The sequence below is a fragment of the Polaribacter batillariae genome, assembly GCF_017498485.1.
Classification (GTDB): Bacteria; Bacteroidota; Bacteroidia; order Flavobacteriales; family Flavobacteriaceae; genus Polaribacter; species Polaribacter batillariae.
Genome location: NZ_CP071795.1, coordinates 1,258,605 through 1,274,417 on the forward strand (window position 1 = coordinate 1,258,605; position 15,813 = coordinate 1,274,417).

At 31.9% G+C, this 15,813-nt stretch carries 14 protein-coding genes; 7 read left to right on the plus strand and 7 right to left on the minus strand.

Annotated features, from left to right (window positions below; all coding sequences use genetic code 11):
- Position 1: 1 nt before the first annotated feature.
- On the minus strand, positions 2-484 hold the full coding sequence (locus JL193_RS05530; RefSeq protein ID WP_207972849.1) for a GNAT family N-acetyltransferase: 483 nt from the start codon (positions 482-484) through the stop codon (positions 2-4).
- A gap of 191 nt (positions 485-675) precedes the next feature.
- On the opposite strand from JL193_RS05530, the gene fbp reads away from it, so the two are divergent.
- Both fbp and JL193_RS05540 read left to right on the plus strand, forming a co-directional pair.
- Positions 676-1,686, plus strand: coding sequence for a class 1 fructose-bisphosphatase (gene fbp / locus JL193_RS05535; protein ID WP_207972850.1), 1,011 nt, complete (start codon positions 676-678; stop codon positions 1,684-1,686).
- A 265-nt stretch (positions 1,687-1,951) separates the two neighbouring features.
- Complete coding sequence (locus tag JL193_RS05540) at positions 1,952-2,560, plus strand: superoxide dismutase (protein ID WP_207972851.1); 609 nt, start codon at positions 1,952-1,954, stop codon at positions 2,558-2,560.
- Between the two features lie 232 nt (positions 2,561-2,792).
- Here the strand turns inward: JL193_RS05540 and JL193_RS05545 are convergent, their stop codons facing one another.
- Positions 2,793-4,691 (minus strand): amidophosphoribosyltransferase, encoded by a 1,899-nt coding sequence (locus JL193_RS05545; RefSeq protein WP_207972852.1) that lies wholly within the window; start codon positions 4,689-4,691, stop codon positions 2,793-2,795.
- Positions 4,692-4,757: 66 nt separating this feature from the next.
- Complete coding sequence (locus JL193_RS05550) at positions 4,758-5,684, minus strand: PfkB family carbohydrate kinase (protein ID WP_207972853.1); 927 nt, start codon at positions 5,682-5,684, stop codon at positions 4,758-4,760.
- 72 nt (positions 5,685-5,756) lie between these two features.
- On the opposite strand from JL193_RS05550, the gene JL193_RS05555 reads away from it, so the two are divergent.
- The 5 genes from JL193_RS05555 (at position 5,757) to JL193_RS05575 (ending at position 9,025) form a co-directional block, all read left to right on the plus strand.
- Positions 5,757-6,182 carry a SufE family protein gene (locus JL193_RS05555; protein ID WP_207972854.1) on the plus strand — a complete coding sequence of 142 codons (426 nt, stop codon included), beginning with the start codon at positions 5,757-5,759 and terminating at the stop codon, positions 6,180-6,182.
- 47 nt (positions 6,183-6,229) lie between these two features.
- The gene (locus tag JL193_RS05560) at positions 6,230-6,550 is read left to right on the plus strand and encodes a DUF59 domain-containing protein (protein WP_207972855.1); all 321 of its coding nucleotides are present in this window, start codon (positions 6,230-6,232) and stop codon (positions 6,548-6,550) included.
- Between the two features lie 80 nt (positions 6,551-6,630).
- On the plus strand, positions 6,631-7,140 hold the full coding sequence (locus JL193_RS05565) for a DUF2480 family protein (protein ID WP_207972856.1): 510 nt from the start codon (positions 6,631-6,633) through the stop codon (positions 7,138-7,140).
- 11 nt (positions 7,141-7,151) lie between these two features.
- Positions 7,152-8,042, plus strand: a complete 891-nt coding sequence (locus JL193_RS05570; RefSeq protein ID WP_207972857.1) for a DUF3078 domain-containing protein — start codon at positions 7,152-7,154, stop codon at positions 8,040-8,042.
- A 53-nt stretch (positions 8,043-8,095) separates the two neighbouring features.
- Positions 8,096-9,025: a DUF3078 domain-containing protein gene (locus JL193_RS05575; RefSeq protein ID WP_207972858.1), complete on the plus strand. Its 930-nt coding sequence runs from the start codon at positions 8,096-8,098 to the stop codon at positions 9,023-9,025.
- 644 nt (positions 9,026-9,669) lie between these two features.
- Here JL193_RS05575 and JL193_RS05580 read toward each other — a convergent pair.
- The 4 genes from JL193_RS05580 to JL193_RS17135 form a co-directional block, all read right to left on the minus strand.
- On the minus strand, positions 9,670-10,491 hold the full coding sequence (locus JL193_RS05580; protein ID WP_207972859.1) for a glycoside hydrolase family 16 protein: 822 nt from the start codon (positions 10,489-10,491) through the stop codon (positions 9,670-9,672).
- Positions 10,492-10,560: 69 nt separating this feature from the next.
- On the minus strand, positions 10,561-12,750 hold the full coding sequence (locus JL193_RS05585; RefSeq protein WP_207972860.1) for a GDSL-type esterase/lipase family protein: 2,190 nt from the start codon (positions 12,748-12,750) through the stop codon (positions 10,561-10,563).
- A 15-nt stretch (positions 12,751-12,765) separates the two neighbouring features.
- On the minus strand, positions 12,766-13,425 hold the full coding sequence (locus JL193_RS05590; protein WP_243456849.1) for an SGNH/GDSL hydrolase family protein: 660 nt from the start codon (positions 13,423-13,425) through the stop codon (positions 12,766-12,768).
- The gene (locus JL193_RS17135; protein WP_243456850.1) at positions 13,422-15,812 is read right to left on the minus strand and encodes an alpha-L-fucosidase; all 2,391 of its coding nucleotides are present in this window, start codon (positions 15,810-15,812) and stop codon (positions 13,422-13,424) included. The genes JL193_RS05590 and JL193_RS17135 overlap by 4 nt, the downstream gene beginning before the upstream one ends.
- Position 15,813: the final 1 nt, after the last annotated feature.

A 15,813-nucleotide genomic window follows, 5' to 3' on the forward strand; every position in this document is an offset into this window, starting at 1 on the left:
CTTAATTATTTTTTTGAATAAATTTTGCTAAATTTTCTTTGTTCATTTGTACTACAGACCAATCTTTTAAATAGGTCGCTCCTGTACTTTTATAAAAATCTATGGCGTGGGTATTCCAATCGATTACTTCCCAAGCAACTCTATTAAAACCATGGTCGTATGCATATTTTAAAACTGCAGAATACAATGCTTTTCCTGCACCAATTTTTTGTTTGCTTTTGGTAACAATTAAATCTTCTAAGTGAATTGTTTTTCCTTTCCAAGTAGAATATCGTTCGTAAAACAACGCAATTCCAATAACTTTTAAATCTTGTTCTGCAACAAATAAATTAAATTTTGGTGGCTCCGAAAAACCGTCTCTTAATAAATCTTCTACAGTAATTTCTACAGCCTCTGGTTCTTTCTCGAAAACAGCTAACTCTGTAATTAAATCAAATACAGATTGTACATCTTTCTCTTCGCCTTTTCTTATAATAAAACTCATTTGTTGTAAATTTGGGGGCAAAGATAGTTGTTTTGTTACCTTCTAAAAATATTTAAATATTTTACACAATTAATTTCGATTTGTTTAAAAATTATCGAATTTTATAAAACAACTTCTCTAAAAGTAGCCACGAAAACGTTGTAGTTTTAAAAATAAATGGCATCTTTGTAACGCAAACTATATTCTTAAAAATGACTGTCAAAAAACAAACTCTGGGTGAATTTATTATTGAAAATCAACATGCTTTTAAATATAGCTCAGGAGAACTTTCTAGCCTTTTAAACTCGATAAGATTGGCTGCAAAAGTGGTAAATCACGAGGTAAACAAAGCTGGTTTAGTAGATATTATTGGAGCTTATGGCGATACCAATATTCAAGGAGAAGACCAGCAAAAATTAGACGTTTATGCAAATAATAAATTTATACAAACTTTAACTCGAAGAAATATTGTTTGTGGCATTGCGAGTGAAGAAGAAGATCGTTTTATTAGTATTAATAGTATAGACGAAAATCATCAAAACAAATATATTGTTTTAATAGATCCTTTAGATGGCTCTTCGAATATAGATGTAAATGTTTCTGTAGGTACTATTTTTTCGATCTACAGAAGAGTTACTCCTGTTGGAACTCCTGTTCAATTAAAAGATTTTTTACAAAAAGGAAGTGAACAGGTTGCAGCTGGTTATGTGGTTTATGGCACCTCTACCATGTTAGTTTACACTACTGGAAATGGTGTAAATGGTTTTACATTAAACCCTGCAATTGGCTCGTTTTATTTATCGCACCCAAATATGACTTTTCCAGAAGACGGAAACATTTATTCTGTAAACGAAGGAAATTATTTAGATTTTCCTTTAGGTGTAAAAAAATACATTAAATACTGCCAGGAAGAAGAAGGAGACAGACCTTATACAAGTAGATATATTGGTTCTTTGGTTTCCGATTTTCATAGAAATATGATAAAAGGAGGTATTTATATGTACCCTAAAGGCTCTAGAAACCCAAATGGAAAGCTACGTTTGTTATACGAATGCAACCCTATCGCTTTTATTGCAGAACAAGCGAATGGAAAATCTTCTGATGGTTATACAAGAACAATGGATGTAGAACCTACTGAATTACACCAAAGAGTGCCTTTTATTTGCGGAAGCAAAAATATGGTAGAAAAGTTAGAAGCTTTTATGAAAGAATTTGGTGAATAACACTCATTATTGTTTGAAATTACTGGAAAAGAAATGGATGATTTTTTTTCTTCATATAAAGAAGAAAACGAAAGCATGGCCTTAGCTACGGTTTTTTTTATTCTGAAAGAAAAAAAGGCGATTTATTACAGGATTTTCAAATGGCAAATGGTATAAATACTCTTTATACTACTATAAGTTAAGAAAGCCTTAATATTTTGGGAAACTGTTACATATTGATTAAATTTACATCTGAAAACTAATATTAACTTTAAAAAATAAAAAAATGGCTTTCAAATTACCAGAATTAGGTTATGCTTATGATGCTTTAGAACCACATATTGATGCAAGAACGATGGAAATTCATCACACAAAACATCATAATGGATATACAACAAAATTAAACGGAGCAATAGAAGGAACCGATTTGGAAGGAAAATCTATCGAAGATATTTTAACCAATTTAGATATGAGCAATAGTGCTGTTAGAAACAATGGTGGTGGTTTTTACAATCACTCTTTATTTTGGACAGTTATGAATCCTGAAGACAAAGGATATCTTTCTGGAGAATTAAAAGATGCTATTGAAGCTGCTTTTGGTTCAAAAGAAAAATTTATGGATGCTTTTTCGAATGCTGCCGCAACACAATTTGGTTCGGGTTGGGCTTGGTTATGTGTTCATAAAGGTGGAAAAGTAGAGGTTTGTTCTACGCCAAATCAAGACAATCCTTTAATGCCTGACGTTTCTTGTGGCGGAACACCAATTTTAGGTTTAGACGTTTGGGAACACGCTTATTACTTAAACTACCAAAATAGAAGACCAGATTATATTGATGCTTTCTTTAAAGTAATCAATTGGAACGAAGTTGAAAAACGTTATGCTGCAGCGAAATAAACAATGCAGTTTCTTTTTGCTTCTTAGCTTATGTTTGATGTAAGTGAAGTTTCAAAAAATTTATAAACTTAAAGAAGCTGTCTCGAAAGTAAATTTAGCTGTTGTTTTGAGTGAAGTCGAAAAATCTAAATTATTGAAATTCAATAAATAAGATTTTCTTCATTACAGTCGAAATAACACGTTTTAATACTTTTGAGACGGCTTCTTTTTTTACTAAAATAAGAATTTATATCTAATAAGCCCTTTCATCATTCCCTTCAAAATAATTTATAAAGGCCTGATTTACAACACGCATACCTCCTGGAGTTGGGTAATCTCCTGTAAAATACCAATCGCCTAAATTATCTGGACACGCTTTGTGTAAATTCTCTACAGATTGATATACCACTTTAACATCTGCATTGATGTCTTTGGTTTTTAACATTTGAGCAATTTTTGCCGAAATTTCATCATCTGTAAATGGTGCATAAATTTCTTTTACAAAATTTACGATTTCTGAATCGGCTAATTTTTGTTGATCTTTACATTTATCATACACCTCTTTAACAATGTGCTTTTTATTATTTTCTTCTAAAAGTGCTATGGCTGCTTTAAAAGCAATAAAAGCCTCTATTCTTGCCATATCTATACCATAACAATCTGGATATCTAATTTGTGGTGCAGAAGAAACTACCACTATTTTTTTGGGTTGCAACCTATCTAAAATCTTAATAATACTTTTCTTTAACGTTGTTCCTCTTACAATACTATCGTCTATAATTACCAAATTATCTGTTGGTTTTACAACACCGTAAGTAATGTCGTAAACATGTTCCACCAAATCGTCTCTAGAAGTATCGTCTGCAATAAATGTTCTTAATTTGGCATCTTTTATGGCAATTTTTTCGAAACGAGGTCTTTCTGATAAAATTTCGGTAACCTTAGTTGCCGATAAGTTTTTACCTCCAGATAATATTTTTTCTGTTTTTTGTTGATTTAGCAAATCTTCTGCAGCTTCTGTCATACCATAAAAAGAAGTTTCTGCAGTATTGGGAATATAAGAAAAAACGGTATTGGAAATATCGCTATCAATTAATTTTAAAATTTTTGGAAACACGAGTTTCCCTAAATTTTTACGCTCTTCGTAAATATTAGCATCACTTCCTCTAGAGAAATAAATGCGTTCGAAAGAACAAGATTTTTTTTCTCTTGGTTCTAAAACTTGCTTAATGGATGTTTTTCCGTTTTTCTTAATAATTAATGCATGCCCTCTTTCTAGTTCTTGTACTTTATCTATAGAAACATTAAATACGGTTTGTATTACGGGTCTTTCTGAAGCAACCACTACCACTTCTTCATCTTCATAAAAATAAGTGGGTCTAATTCCGTTAGGATCTCTTAGTACAAAAGCATCTCCATGACCTACCAAACCTGCCATGGCATAACCACCATCCCAGTTTTTAGAAGATCTTTTTAATACTTTTTTTAGACTTAAATTTTCTTCGATATACGGAGAAGCATTCTTTTTAGTAAATCCTTTTTTCTTTGCTTTTTGATATAATTTCGCTACTTCATCTTCTAAAAAATGACCAATTTTTTCCATAACTGTTACAGTATCTGTAAACTCTTTTGGATGTTGCCCTAACTCTACCAGTTCTTCTAACATTTGCTTAGAATTGGTCATATTAAAATTACCTGCTACAATTAAGTTTTTGTGTTTCCAATTACTTTGGCGCAAAAAAGGATGCACACTTTCGATACTATTTTTACCAAAAGTTCCGTAACGAACGTGTCCTAAAAACAGGTTTCCAATGTAAGGCATGTTTTCTTCTTGCCAAGCAACATCGTCTTTTTTATCTGGGTTTTGTTCTAAAACACTATTTAAACGATGGTTAATTTGCGCAAAAATATCTTGTATGGGTTGCGATTGGTTAGAACGCACTCTACTTACATATCTTGTACCTGGTAATACATTAAATTTTACGCTTGCAAAACCAGCGCCATCTTGCCCACGATTGTGCTGCTTTTCCATTAATAAATACATTTTATTTATTCCGTAAAAAGCAGAACCGTATTTATCTTTATAAAATTGTAAAGGTTTTTTTAATCGAACAAGTGCAATTCCACATTCGTGTTTAATAGCGTCACTCATTGGTATTTGTAGTTTTTTGTTGTGTTTTTGTAAAAAAAAATCCGCGGTCGAAACTGCGGATTAAAGTTAAGCTATTTTTATATCAAATTGTGTTAAATCTTTAAAAGCTTGCAAACGTGCTTTAACTTCTTCTTTTGTAAGTTCTTGCATGCGCTCGGTACCAAATTTCTCTACACAAAAAGAAGCCAAATTAGATCCGTAAATAATGGCATTCTTCATATTTTCGAAAGAAATATCTTCTGTTTTTGCCAAATAGCCACAAAAACCTCCTGCAAATGTATCTCCTGCTCCTGTTGGATCGAAAACCTCTGCCAATGGTAAAGCTGGCGCGAAAAACATTTTTCCTTTGTTAAACAGTAACGCCCCATGCTCTCCTTTTTTAATGACCACATATTTTGGCCCCATTGTATGAATTTTCTTAGCAGCATTTACCAAAGAATATTCTCCAGAAAGTTGGCGAGCTTCTTCATCGTTAATGGCAATAACATCTACTCTTTTTAAAACGGTATGTAAATCGTCTAAAGCAATATCCATCCAAAAATTCATGGTGTCTAACACCACCAATTTGGGTCTTTTTAACATTTGGTCTAAAACAGAGGCTTGTGTTAATGGATGCAAATTACCCAACATTACAATGCCTGCATCTTTAAAACCGTCTGGAACTACTGGTGTAAAGGTTTCTAATACATTTAATTCTGTAATTAAAGTATCACGCGAATTCATATCATTGTGGTATTTTCCACTCCAAAAAAATGTTTTTCCATCTTTATCAATCTCAATTCCATCTGTATTTATTCCTTTAGAATTCATCATCTCTAAATACGATGTAGGAAAATCTCCACCCACTACAGAAACCACGCCTGTTTCTACGCCAAATTGGCTTGCTGCCAACCCAACAAAAGTTCCAGATCCTCCTAAAATTTTATCGGTTTTTCCAAAAGGTGTTTCAATTGCGTCAAATGCAACAGTTCCAACTGCTAATAATTTACTCATTCCTTATTTTTTGTGTAATTTTGCCTTTTTTAAAAAGACTGTTCTAATACAGCGCAAAAATAAGTTTTAAAAATGACTATCAAAGAAATACAAGAAGAAATTATTGACGAGTTTTCGATGTTCGACGATTGGATGGAGCGTTATGAATACATTATAGAACTTGGAAAATCTTTACCAATGATCGACGAAAAGTTTAAATTGGATGAAAATTTAATAAAAGGCTGTCAATCTAAAGTTTGGTTATATTCTGAATTAGAAAACGATAAAGTAAAATTTACAGCAGATAGCGATGCAATTTTAACCAAAGGAATTGTGGCATTATTATTGAGGGTGTTCTCTAAACAAAAACCAGAAGATATCTTAAAAGCCGAAACTACTTTTATAGATAAAATTGGCTTAAAAGAGCACTTATCGCCAACAAGAGCAAATGGTTTGGTTTCTATGATTAAGCAAATAAAAATGTACGCAATTGCGCAACAAACAAAAATTCGAAATTAAATTACAAGCTACAAGAGGTTTAAAACCCTTGTAAAATAAAAAATATAATGACTGATAAAGAATTAGAAGAAATTGGAGATAAAATTGTACGTGTTTTAAAAACAATTTACGATCCAGAAATTCCTGTAGATATTTACGAACTAGGTTTAATTTACGATGTTTTTGTTTCTGAAGAAAACGATGCCAAAATTTTAATGACTTTAACTTCTCCTAACTGCCCAGTTGCAGAATCTTTGCCTAGAGATGTAGAAGAAAAAGTAAAGTCTTTAAAAGAAATTAACGATTGCGAAGTAGAAATTACTTTCGACCCAACTTGGACACAAGAAATGATGAGCGAAGAAGCAAAGTTAGAATTAGGAATGTTGTAAATAGTTATAAATGTTGAGTTTTTAAGTGACCCGTTAAAAGTTGTACAACTTTGAAACTTTGAAACTTTGAAATTTAAAAAATGGCAGAAGAAATCATAAACAGAGTAGCGAGTAGCCAACTAAAAACGTTTGATCTAGAAGAAATTTACCCTCAAGGAGAAAGGGTTTTGTTTGATGTGAAAGATTGGTTATTTCAAGAGTTAATTTTAAAAGAAAGAGATTTTAGAGTCTTTGTAAAAAACCACAATTGGTCTCAATATAAAAATAAGTTTGTAGCGATTACTTGTTCTGTTGATGCCATAATACCTTCTTGGGCATTTATGTTGGTCGCGACTGAATTAACACCTTTTGCAAACAAAGTAGTTATTGGTAATTTAGAGTTGTTAGAAACTGTTTTATACCAAGAATTATTACAGTTTATAGATTTTAGAGATTTTACAGACGCTCCTGTAATTATAAAAGGATGTGCCAACAAACCGATTCCAAACGCTGCATACGCATTTTTAATTGAAAAATTACAACCGATTGCAAAATCGATTATGTTTGGAGAAGCATGTTCTACAGTTCCATTGTTTAAAGCAAAAAAATAAATTATACAATTTTGTTTCATTTTAATTCTCTTTTAAAATACTTATTTCTTACGTTTTTTCTTATAATTTCTATTGCTGCAAATTGCCAACAGAAAAAAGTAGAAAAGAAAAAAGCGCCTGTACCAAAGTGGAAAATTCATGGCAGATTTACCTTTCTTTTCAATCAATCTGCATTTTCGAATTGGGCTGCTGGAGGGCAAAATACAGTTGCTGGTAATGTAAGTATTAACTACGATTTTAATTATAAAAAAAATAAATGGAACTGGGATAGTAGATTAATAACAGGCTATGGCTTAAGTTATTTAAGTGGAAAAGGATATAGAAAAACAAACGATCGGTTCGATTTTAACTCTCTTTTAGGTTTAAAATCTTCTAAATATTGGTTTTTCTCTTATTTTACAAACATAAAAACACAATACACAAGAGGTTTCGATTATTCGAAAACACCAGAAGTATCTGTCTCTGACTTTCTATCTCCTGCTTATTTAAGTTTTGGACCTGGAATGTTGTGGAAAAAATCGGATAATTTAAACATAAATATTGCTCCAGCGACTGCAAGACTTACCTTTGTAAACGATATGTTTTCTGGAAAATTTGGGGTAGATGAAGGAAAAAATTCAGCATTGAGTTTAGGTTTTAACTTAGCAAGTTACTACAAAACAAATGTTATGACCAATGTTGAATTAGAAAACATTCTTACAGTTTACTCCGATTACTTAGACAAACCACAAAATATAGATTTAGAGTATCAAGCAAACCTTCGATTTAAAGTAAATAAGAGTATTAAAATGCACATTACATTACATACCATATTCGATGATAACGCTTCTGGAAGATTTCAGTACAGAGAATTGTTTGGTTTGGGAGTTAATTATAGCTTCCACGAAAAAGTGACTTATTAATTATAAAATTGTCTAACAATAAAATTAAATCAAAAATTAAAATAGAAATTAAAATGAAAAAATTATCAACCCTATTATTATTTATTTTTTTAGGTTTTGCCTCAAATGCACAAACCAAAGAAGAACTAAAAGAAGAACTAGCTCCTAAAAAAGCACAAATAGCAGAGTTACAAAAAGAAGTAAAAGCGATTCAAGCTAAAATAGATGCACTTCCAGGTTGGAGAATCGGTGCTTTTGGTACGGTAGGTGGAAGCCTTTCTGGTTTTAAAAACTGGTATTCTAGGTCTGCCCCAACTGCATCTGCAGGAAATATAGGCATTACTGTAAATGCTTTTGCAAATTTAATCGAGAAAGATTTCTTTTGGAGAAATTCTTCTACCATAAATTTAGGTTGGGTAAAATTAGATGAAAAAGGAGTTTCTGGAGACGAAGGTTTTGATACTGCTACAGATGTTTTTACAATTACCTCTTTATACGGTAGAAGATTAAGCAAAACTTGGGCACTATCTGCTTTAGCTGAATACAGAACTACAATTATCGATAATTTTAACGATCCTGGTTATTTAGATTTTGGTGCTGGTGCAACTTGGACACCAACAGACAACTTGGTAGTTGTTATTCACCCTGGAAACTACAATTTTGTTTTTAGCAGTGGAGAAACAGTTTTCGAATCTTCTTTGGGAGCTAAAATTGTTGCAGATTATACCGCCAAATATAACAAGTTGAGTGTAAAATCGAATTTATCTGTTTTCCAAAGTTATAAATCTTCAGATTTTTCTAACTGGACTTGGACAAACTCTTTAGGATACACTCTTTGGAAAGGAATTGGTGTAGGTTTCGAATTAGGTTTGCGTAAAAACAAACAAGAAGCTTTAGACAATTTACAAACAAGAACTAATAACCCTAACCCAGATGCAACATTTAATGATGTTGACAACAAATTACAATCTTATTACTTATTTGGCTTGAGTTATTCTTTCTAAGTAATTGAATTTAAAAAATTAAAAGAAACTGTCGCAAAAGTAAATTTAACTGTCGTTTTTGAGCATTACTAAAATTAAAATATATTTTGATTGAAAGTAGCTAACGAAGTTATCGAAAAATCTAAAATACGGAAATTCAATAAATAAGATTTCTCCATTACAGTCGAAATGACAAAATTACAGTCGAAATGACAAATTTTAATACTTTCGGGACAGCTTCTTTTAATTAATACTATTTATTATTCTATTATTCATATACAAACCAAGCTGTACCCAATATGCACAAAAGTCCTCTGGAAATCTCCATGGTTTCTCTGGCTCTTAAATCGAATGTTTTGTGTGCCATAGACTCGTCTAAGTTGTGGTTTGCGTGTATGAATAAAGTTATTTTTGGAGCTTTGTCGGTCTTTAAAGCAATACATTTATCATTTTAAAATCCTGTAATAAATCGCCTTTTTTTCCTGTCTATTTCAGAATAAAAAAAACCCGTAGCTAAGGCCATGCTTTCGTTTTCTTCTTTGTATAAAGAAAAAAAATCATCCATTTCTTTTCCAGTAATTTCAAACAATAACGGGTATAAGTGTTTTTCACTTTACCATAACGAGTCATTAAATACATCTCGTACTCTTTAAAGGAGCCACTAATTATTGATATACTTTTACCCAATCTATAATCATATTTACAGGTAAATCTTTCGGATTAACTTTACCTACCCAAGCACCTTCTAATTGTTGGTCGATTAAAATATAAAAAGGTTGATTAAATGGCCACTGAGATTTATCTACATTTTTAATTCTAGGATAGGTATATGTTTCTTCTCCATTTAACATGTAAACCAATTTATCTGGATACCATTCTAAACCGTATGTATTAAATTTTTCTGTATCGACTTTGGTGGTTTTATAATAAGGCGGATTGTCTTTTTGTTTTAGCTCTAGTGTGTAGTACGAATGTGTTGTTTGATAAATTAAATCATCGTAATTTAGATGCTCCATAATATCAATTTCTCCATTTCTTGGATATTTTCCGTATTTATTATTTTCTGATAACATCCAAATAGCTGGCCATGCACCTTGTGCGCTTTCTAATTTTGCTCTAATTTCAATTTTTCCATACTGGAAAGCAAATTTACCTTTTGTATAAATACCTCCTGTTAAAAAAGGTCTAGAATCGGAAATAGTGTCTGTATTTACAATGCCTTTTAAATATAGTTTTCCGTCTAAAATTGCGTAACATTTAGCATCGCTCGTCATATAATTTCCCCAATCGGCATTGTTTTTAGGAATTTTTGTCCACTTGGTAGTGTCTATTTTTGGTGCATCAAAATCGTCTTTCCAAACTAATTCCCAGTCTTTTACCTTAACAGTATCTTTTTGAATGTATTGATATCCATCAACAATTTTAGATGAAGAACTTTTACAACTTACTAAAAAAAATACAACTAAAATGAAAATATATTTTAACATTATTTTACTTCAATATTAATTAAACTTGATATGTTTTTACAGCTTGTTTTGAAGCCTTAATGCCCCATTTTATGGCTTCGTAATTGTACTCCTAGTTTTTGGTTTCTTTTTGCTCTCAATTGTATTATTTTTATTTTTTATGAGTTCGTTATATTTTTCTTTTATAAATTTTCCCCAAATTTGATATCCTTCTGGCTTTAAATGAATCCCATCTGCATTATAGAGATTCTCTTTTAAATTCCCATTTTCATCAGAAAACCAATCAATAAGATTGTAATAATTTATTTGAGGTTTCTTATTTAAATAAGCTATCGCTTTATGAATTTTATTATATTTTTGCCTGCGAAGAGAATGGGCATTTAAACCTACTGGTAGTGGACCCAAAAGCACTATTTGAGAATTTGGAAATTCATTTTCCATCAATTCTACAATTTTAACGATGCCTTTGCTAATTTCATCAGCAGTATTAAATCTAAAATTATTAACGCCAATTGCCAAGGTTATTAATTTAGGAGAATTTGTATTATAATTTCCATTACTTATTCTCCAAAGTATGTGTTCTGTTCTATCTCCAGAAATACCTGCATTTACATAGTTAATCTCTTTAAAATAAGTGTTTGCTGCTGCTTTACCAGGTTTATAAGTTGTAAAATTTCGATTGCCACCCCAACCTTGGGTTATGGAGTTTCCTATGAATAGAATGTCTAAATCTTTTGTTGATTGAGATAAGTTATTAATGTCTTCCATCTGATACCACCAGCCTTTACCTGCTACCCAACCAGCTCCTGAACGATACTCGGAACCTGGAGCAGGAATTGTTGCGAAATTTACTTTTTTACGAGTTGCCCTTAAAATAAAATTAACTATTGGCGAAGGATTTTTTAAACTATGTGGATGGTGCCCTACACCTTCTTTGTAAATAACGTCTATATTTCCACCAGCTTCTTTTATTTTTTGCTCAAAAATTCGGGTATTTTCATCAACAGGAACTACTTTGTCTGCAACTCCACAAACATGAAACATCGGAAAATTGCCTTTTGCAATCGCATTTGTTTTATGAATCGGGTTTCCTTTAAAATCGGCCATTTTATCTTCTGAAGAAATATGGTACATTTTTTTAAATTTGTTCCAATCTGCTTTGCTTCCAACACCTTTTCCTTTTCCTCCTGGCCAACTTGTACCATCTAAAACAGGAGCATCTGCATAAATACAGGCCACTTTTTCTGGATTTTCAACAGCCCAATTGTAAACAATTAGCCCTCCTCTGCTCATGCCTTCTAAAACTACCTTATTCGAAAACCCGTTTTTAACCATAAAATCGTAAAAAAAATTCCATCGGTTTACGGCGTCTTTATTTCCATAAAAACCAGCAACATCGCAATAAGCAATATAAAAACCTCTTTCTAACAAAGCAATATCTGTTTGCGGTTCGTGTCCAAAAAAACGAGCACGCAATACCCATGGTTTTCCTTTGGCTACTCGCTTTGGGCTTACTATTTTACAAGGAATATTTTTATATTTAAAATCGGTTTGCTTAAAACCATGAAAAATACTCGTTTTATTTTCTGATAATTTTGAAGTATCCAATTGTAAACTTGAATCTTCTGCCTTAAAAATAACATCTTCGTAAACACGTCTTGCAATTCTTGTTGCCCCTAATGATGATGGATGAATTTTATCTGGAAACATATTTTGGTCACTTGCAAACAACTGGTATAAATCAACTACCTCACTTTTAGTGTCATAAGCTACTTTTTGAGTTAAAGGGATGATTTTATTTTTAATTATAGGGTTCCAAATACTTGTAGAATCGTTTAAAAATGAAGGTACTGGTAATAATAAAACTACACGAACCTGATTATTTTTTTCTTTAAATGATTGAATGAGTGCTTTGTAATCTTTTTCGAAATTAGAATCTAAATAGATGCGGTTTTGTTGTTTACTATCATTCGTTCCTAATTTTATATAAACCACATCTGGGGCAAAACTTAAAGCTTCTTGGTATGTATTAGATTTCCAGTACGGATAATCGCCCTTTTTTAATAATGTATTTCCGTTTACACCAAAGTTTTTTACTTGATAGTTGTTTCCAAGCATTTCTTGTAATTGGTTAGGGTAGGCATTTTTTTCTCGATTGTCCATACCAGCTCCGTAAGTAATGCTATCTCCTATACATGCTATTTTTATGGGTTGCTTTGCTGGCTTGCAACTCGTAAATATTAAAATTATACCTAAAAATACTTTCAAAACAAACTTCATCTTATTTTGTATTTTTTAAATTTCTTTAACTAGAAAATTAGATATAATTTTTCCTAATGCCATGTAACCTTTTTCTTGATAATGTACATCATCTTCTCCCTTTCCATATTTTTTATGAATCGCTTTAGATTTTTTATAAATATCATTTACTTTAACGTTGTATTTTTTCATAATTCGCTTTGCAACCTTATTGTATTTTTGGGCGTCTTTACGAAATCTTCCTGCCTCGTTTTTTGGAACATAGCTAGTGGTAACAAAAATTAGTTTAGCGTTAGAAACTTGCTTAATAGATTGTACAATTTTTTCTAGATTTTTTGCATAATCATCTAAGGAAAAGGTAATCGTTCCATTAATTTTGTCTCTATTGCCATAAACTTTAGCATCATTATGGCGATAACATAAATCCCACAAACCCCAATTAATTTGAATAATGTCCCAATTTTCAGTACCAACCCATTCCTTAATTTTTTGAAGCCCTGTACCTGTATGCTGTGCATTTCCTGGATTGTGTTTTACAATCGCTTTATTTTTTAAATTTTCTTTTACAAAAGGGGTGTACCCAATAGAAATAGAATCTCCAATAATTAAAATTTTAGATTTTTTCTTAGAAAAACCACAAAAAATTAATAGTGGAATTAACAACATAAAAACATGTAATTTATTAATTTTTCTCATAATTTAGGTTTTACGTTATAAACACTTATTTTTTTTATTTGAGGTTCTCGATTTGCTTTTAAAACTTTAAGTCTAATTTTACCAACTTTTACTGTTTTAAATTGCTCTATTCTTTTGTGTCCAATACTTTCTCCTTTTGTGAGAACAATCCACTTTCCATCGACCCAACCTTCAACCATATAATTTCTAACATGTTCTCCTTTTTGAATGTCTTCTTGAATAATTATGTGATTGATGGGTGTTTTTTTATGCAACTTTACAACCAATTCTTTTCCTTTTCCAGAGGTTGAAGCGATTGGATTTTGAAAACGTCTTTTAATCTCATCACCCCATTCTTTCAATCTTTTTACATCGGGTTCTGGTATTAAACCCTCTGGATTTGGTGTTAAACCCATAATTAAAGTTGAATTTCTTCCAACAGATTTGTAATACATATCCATTAAATTATCCAAAGGAAAAATATGTGCTTCATCACCAGGTTCCCAAAACCACTCGTGGCGACCATTATAACCTCTTAATGGTGCATCTGCCATTGCTGGAACCCAAAATTTACCGTTAGCATCTCCTTGTTTTAATAGTTTATAATCGTCTTTATAAATATTTTTTTGTGCATTTTTACCTGTTCCTGTTGAAATGTATGGAAAAGTTGACCAGTTAGGATAGTCAACCGTTCCAGACTCTGAACCCCCCCAACGTGCTTCTGCCAATTGCCCATTATGATAAAACAAGCAATTGGGCTGGTATTTTCTTACAATTGGCAATACATCTGGTGCTCCATTCTCTGGATGATCGGCACCACCATCGAACCAAATTTCAAAAAGATCTCCGTATTTAGTGCAAATTTCTTTTACCATACCTTCTACCATTTTGTTATACCATTTTTGACGGTTTTCTCTAAAATCACCTTCTCCATTTACTTTAAAATTATGAACTCCTAGAAACGAGTTCCAACGAATGCCTAAATAAATGCCTGGTTTTATTCCGTATTTTCTACAAGAAGCCACAAAATCTGCAACAATATCTCCTTTTCCATCTTTCCACTTTAAAGCTTTTAAACTATAAGGGTTTACATTTGATTGATACAAGGCAAAACCGGTTTCGTGCGTTGCTGTTAAAATAGCAAATTTTGCACCAGCATCTTTGGCTGCTTTTACCCATTGATCGGTATTTAATTGTTTCGGATTAAAAATTTGATAATCTGAAATTGGATTTATTCTATTACTGCCTTGCCTGTATTTTTCACCATCAAAAACATGCAAATCGTAATGATATACCACACCCAATTCTGCCTCTTGCCAAGCTATTTGCCTTTTATTGGGAACGGGATATTTATTTTCTTTTATAGGAATAAAAATACTGTAAGATTCGTCACCCTTTTTTACAGTTAAACTTAGCACTTTGGGTTTTCCGTTTTCTTGATAAACAAACGGGCGTTCTAATCTATCTGGAATCAATTCCGAACCATCTGCCATTTTTACTTTTTTGGGCATTAAAACATATTCGTTGGCTTTTTTCCAATGAATACCGTCTTTTGATGTAACCATTCCTATAAATCCGTGAGCATGAAAAACACCATAAAAACGGTCTCTACTCGAATCGTACCACATAGACATGTCTTCTGTATCTATATAATCGATTACTGGTTTTTCTTGTATTTCGAAAGGACCTAAAGGCGAATTTGAAATTGCAATCGCTTGATTTCTAATAAATCGTTTTTCGTTCGGTTTATCTCCTTTTACAATTAAATAATACCTACCATCTTTTCCTTTATCTATTGCTGGGTTTACAGTAAGTGTAGTAATTGGTCCCGAAGGTTCTATTAAAGGTTTGTCTAAAAGTTTCCAGGGACCATTAATGGAGTTTGAAACGGCGACACCTGTACGTTGATTGACCCGCAAAATGTTCCAGTTAGGATGACGATAACCGGTTCGTGCGGTTTCAATTAATTCTTCTTCTGTAAAGGGCTTGTCTCCAAAATTAGTAGCAATGTAATACAGGTAATATTTACCATCGAAATATTTTATTTTAGGGTTGTGCGCTGTAATGGCATCCCACCTATTTTTTCGTGCACCTTGTAAAACTGTTTCTTTAAATTTCCATGGTCCTAAAGGGCTTTTAGAAGTTGCGTGTGCAATTTCTGAATGGGTTAACCAGCTTAAAAAGCCATATTCTTTTTTCCACCTTGCATAAAACATGTGGTATTTGCCATCCTTTCCTTTGATAATCGAGGTGCCCCAATTATAATAACCTTCGGTTTTAAAAATATTATCTGAAGCAATTGGCTCGAAATTATCATACAGGCGTAAATTATCTGTGTTGTTTTGGGCAATACCGAATACAAAAAAAAATAAAAGAGATAATATCTGAAGCGATTTAAGTATTTTCATT

What these genes read in the sequence shown, in the direction of transcription:
- JL193_RS05530 (WP_207972849.1), bottom strand. Translation starts at nt 484, where the DNA reads ATGAGTTTTATTATAAGAAAAGGCGAAGAGAAAGATGTACAATCTGTA.
- fbp (WP_207972850.1), top strand. Translation starts at nt 676, where the DNA reads ATGACTGTCAAAAAACAAACTCTGGGTGAATTTATTATTGAAAATCAA.
- JL193_RS05540 (WP_207972851.1), top strand. Translation starts at nt 1,952, where the DNA reads ATGGCTTTCAAATTACCAGAATTAGGTTATGCTTATGATGCTTTAGAA.
- JL193_RS05545 (WP_207972852.1), bottom strand. Translation starts at nt 4,691, where the DNA reads ATGAGTGACGCTATTAAACACGAATGTGGAATTGCACTTGTTCGATTA.
- JL193_RS05550 (WP_207972853.1), bottom strand. Translation starts at nt 5,684, where the DNA reads ATGAGTAAATTATTAGCAGTTGGAACTGTTGCATTTGACGCAATTGAA.
- JL193_RS05555 (WP_207972854.1), top strand. Translation starts at nt 5,757, where the DNA reads ATGACTATCAAAGAAATACAAGAAGAAATTATTGACGAGTTTTCGATG.
- JL193_RS05560 (WP_207972855.1), top strand. Translation starts at nt 6,230, where the DNA reads ATGACTGATAAAGAATTAGAAGAAATTGGAGATAAAATTGTACGTGTT.
- JL193_RS05565 (WP_207972856.1), top strand. Translation starts at nt 6,631, where the DNA reads ATGGCAGAAGAAATCATAAACAGAGTAGCGAGTAGCCAACTAAAAACG.
- JL193_RS05575 (WP_207972858.1), top strand. Translation starts at nt 8,096, where the DNA reads ATGAAAAAATTATCAACCCTATTATTATTTATTTTTTTAGGTTTTGCC.
- JL193_RS05580 (WP_207972859.1), bottom strand. Translation starts at nt 10,491, where the DNA reads ATGTTAAAATATATTTTCATTTTAGTTGTATTTTTTTTAGTAAGTTGT.
- JL193_RS05585 (WP_207972860.1), bottom strand. Translation starts at nt 12,750, where the DNA reads ATGAAGTTTGTTTTGAAAGTATTTTTAGGTATAATTTTAATATTTACG.
- JL193_RS05590 (WP_243456849.1), bottom strand. Translation starts at nt 13,425, where the DNA reads ATGAGAAAAATTAATAAATTACATGTTTTTATGTTGTTAATTCCACTA.
- JL193_RS17135 (WP_243456850.1), bottom strand. Translation starts at nt 15,812, where the DNA reads ATGAAAATACTTAAATCGCTTCAGATATTATCTCTTTTATTTTTTTTT.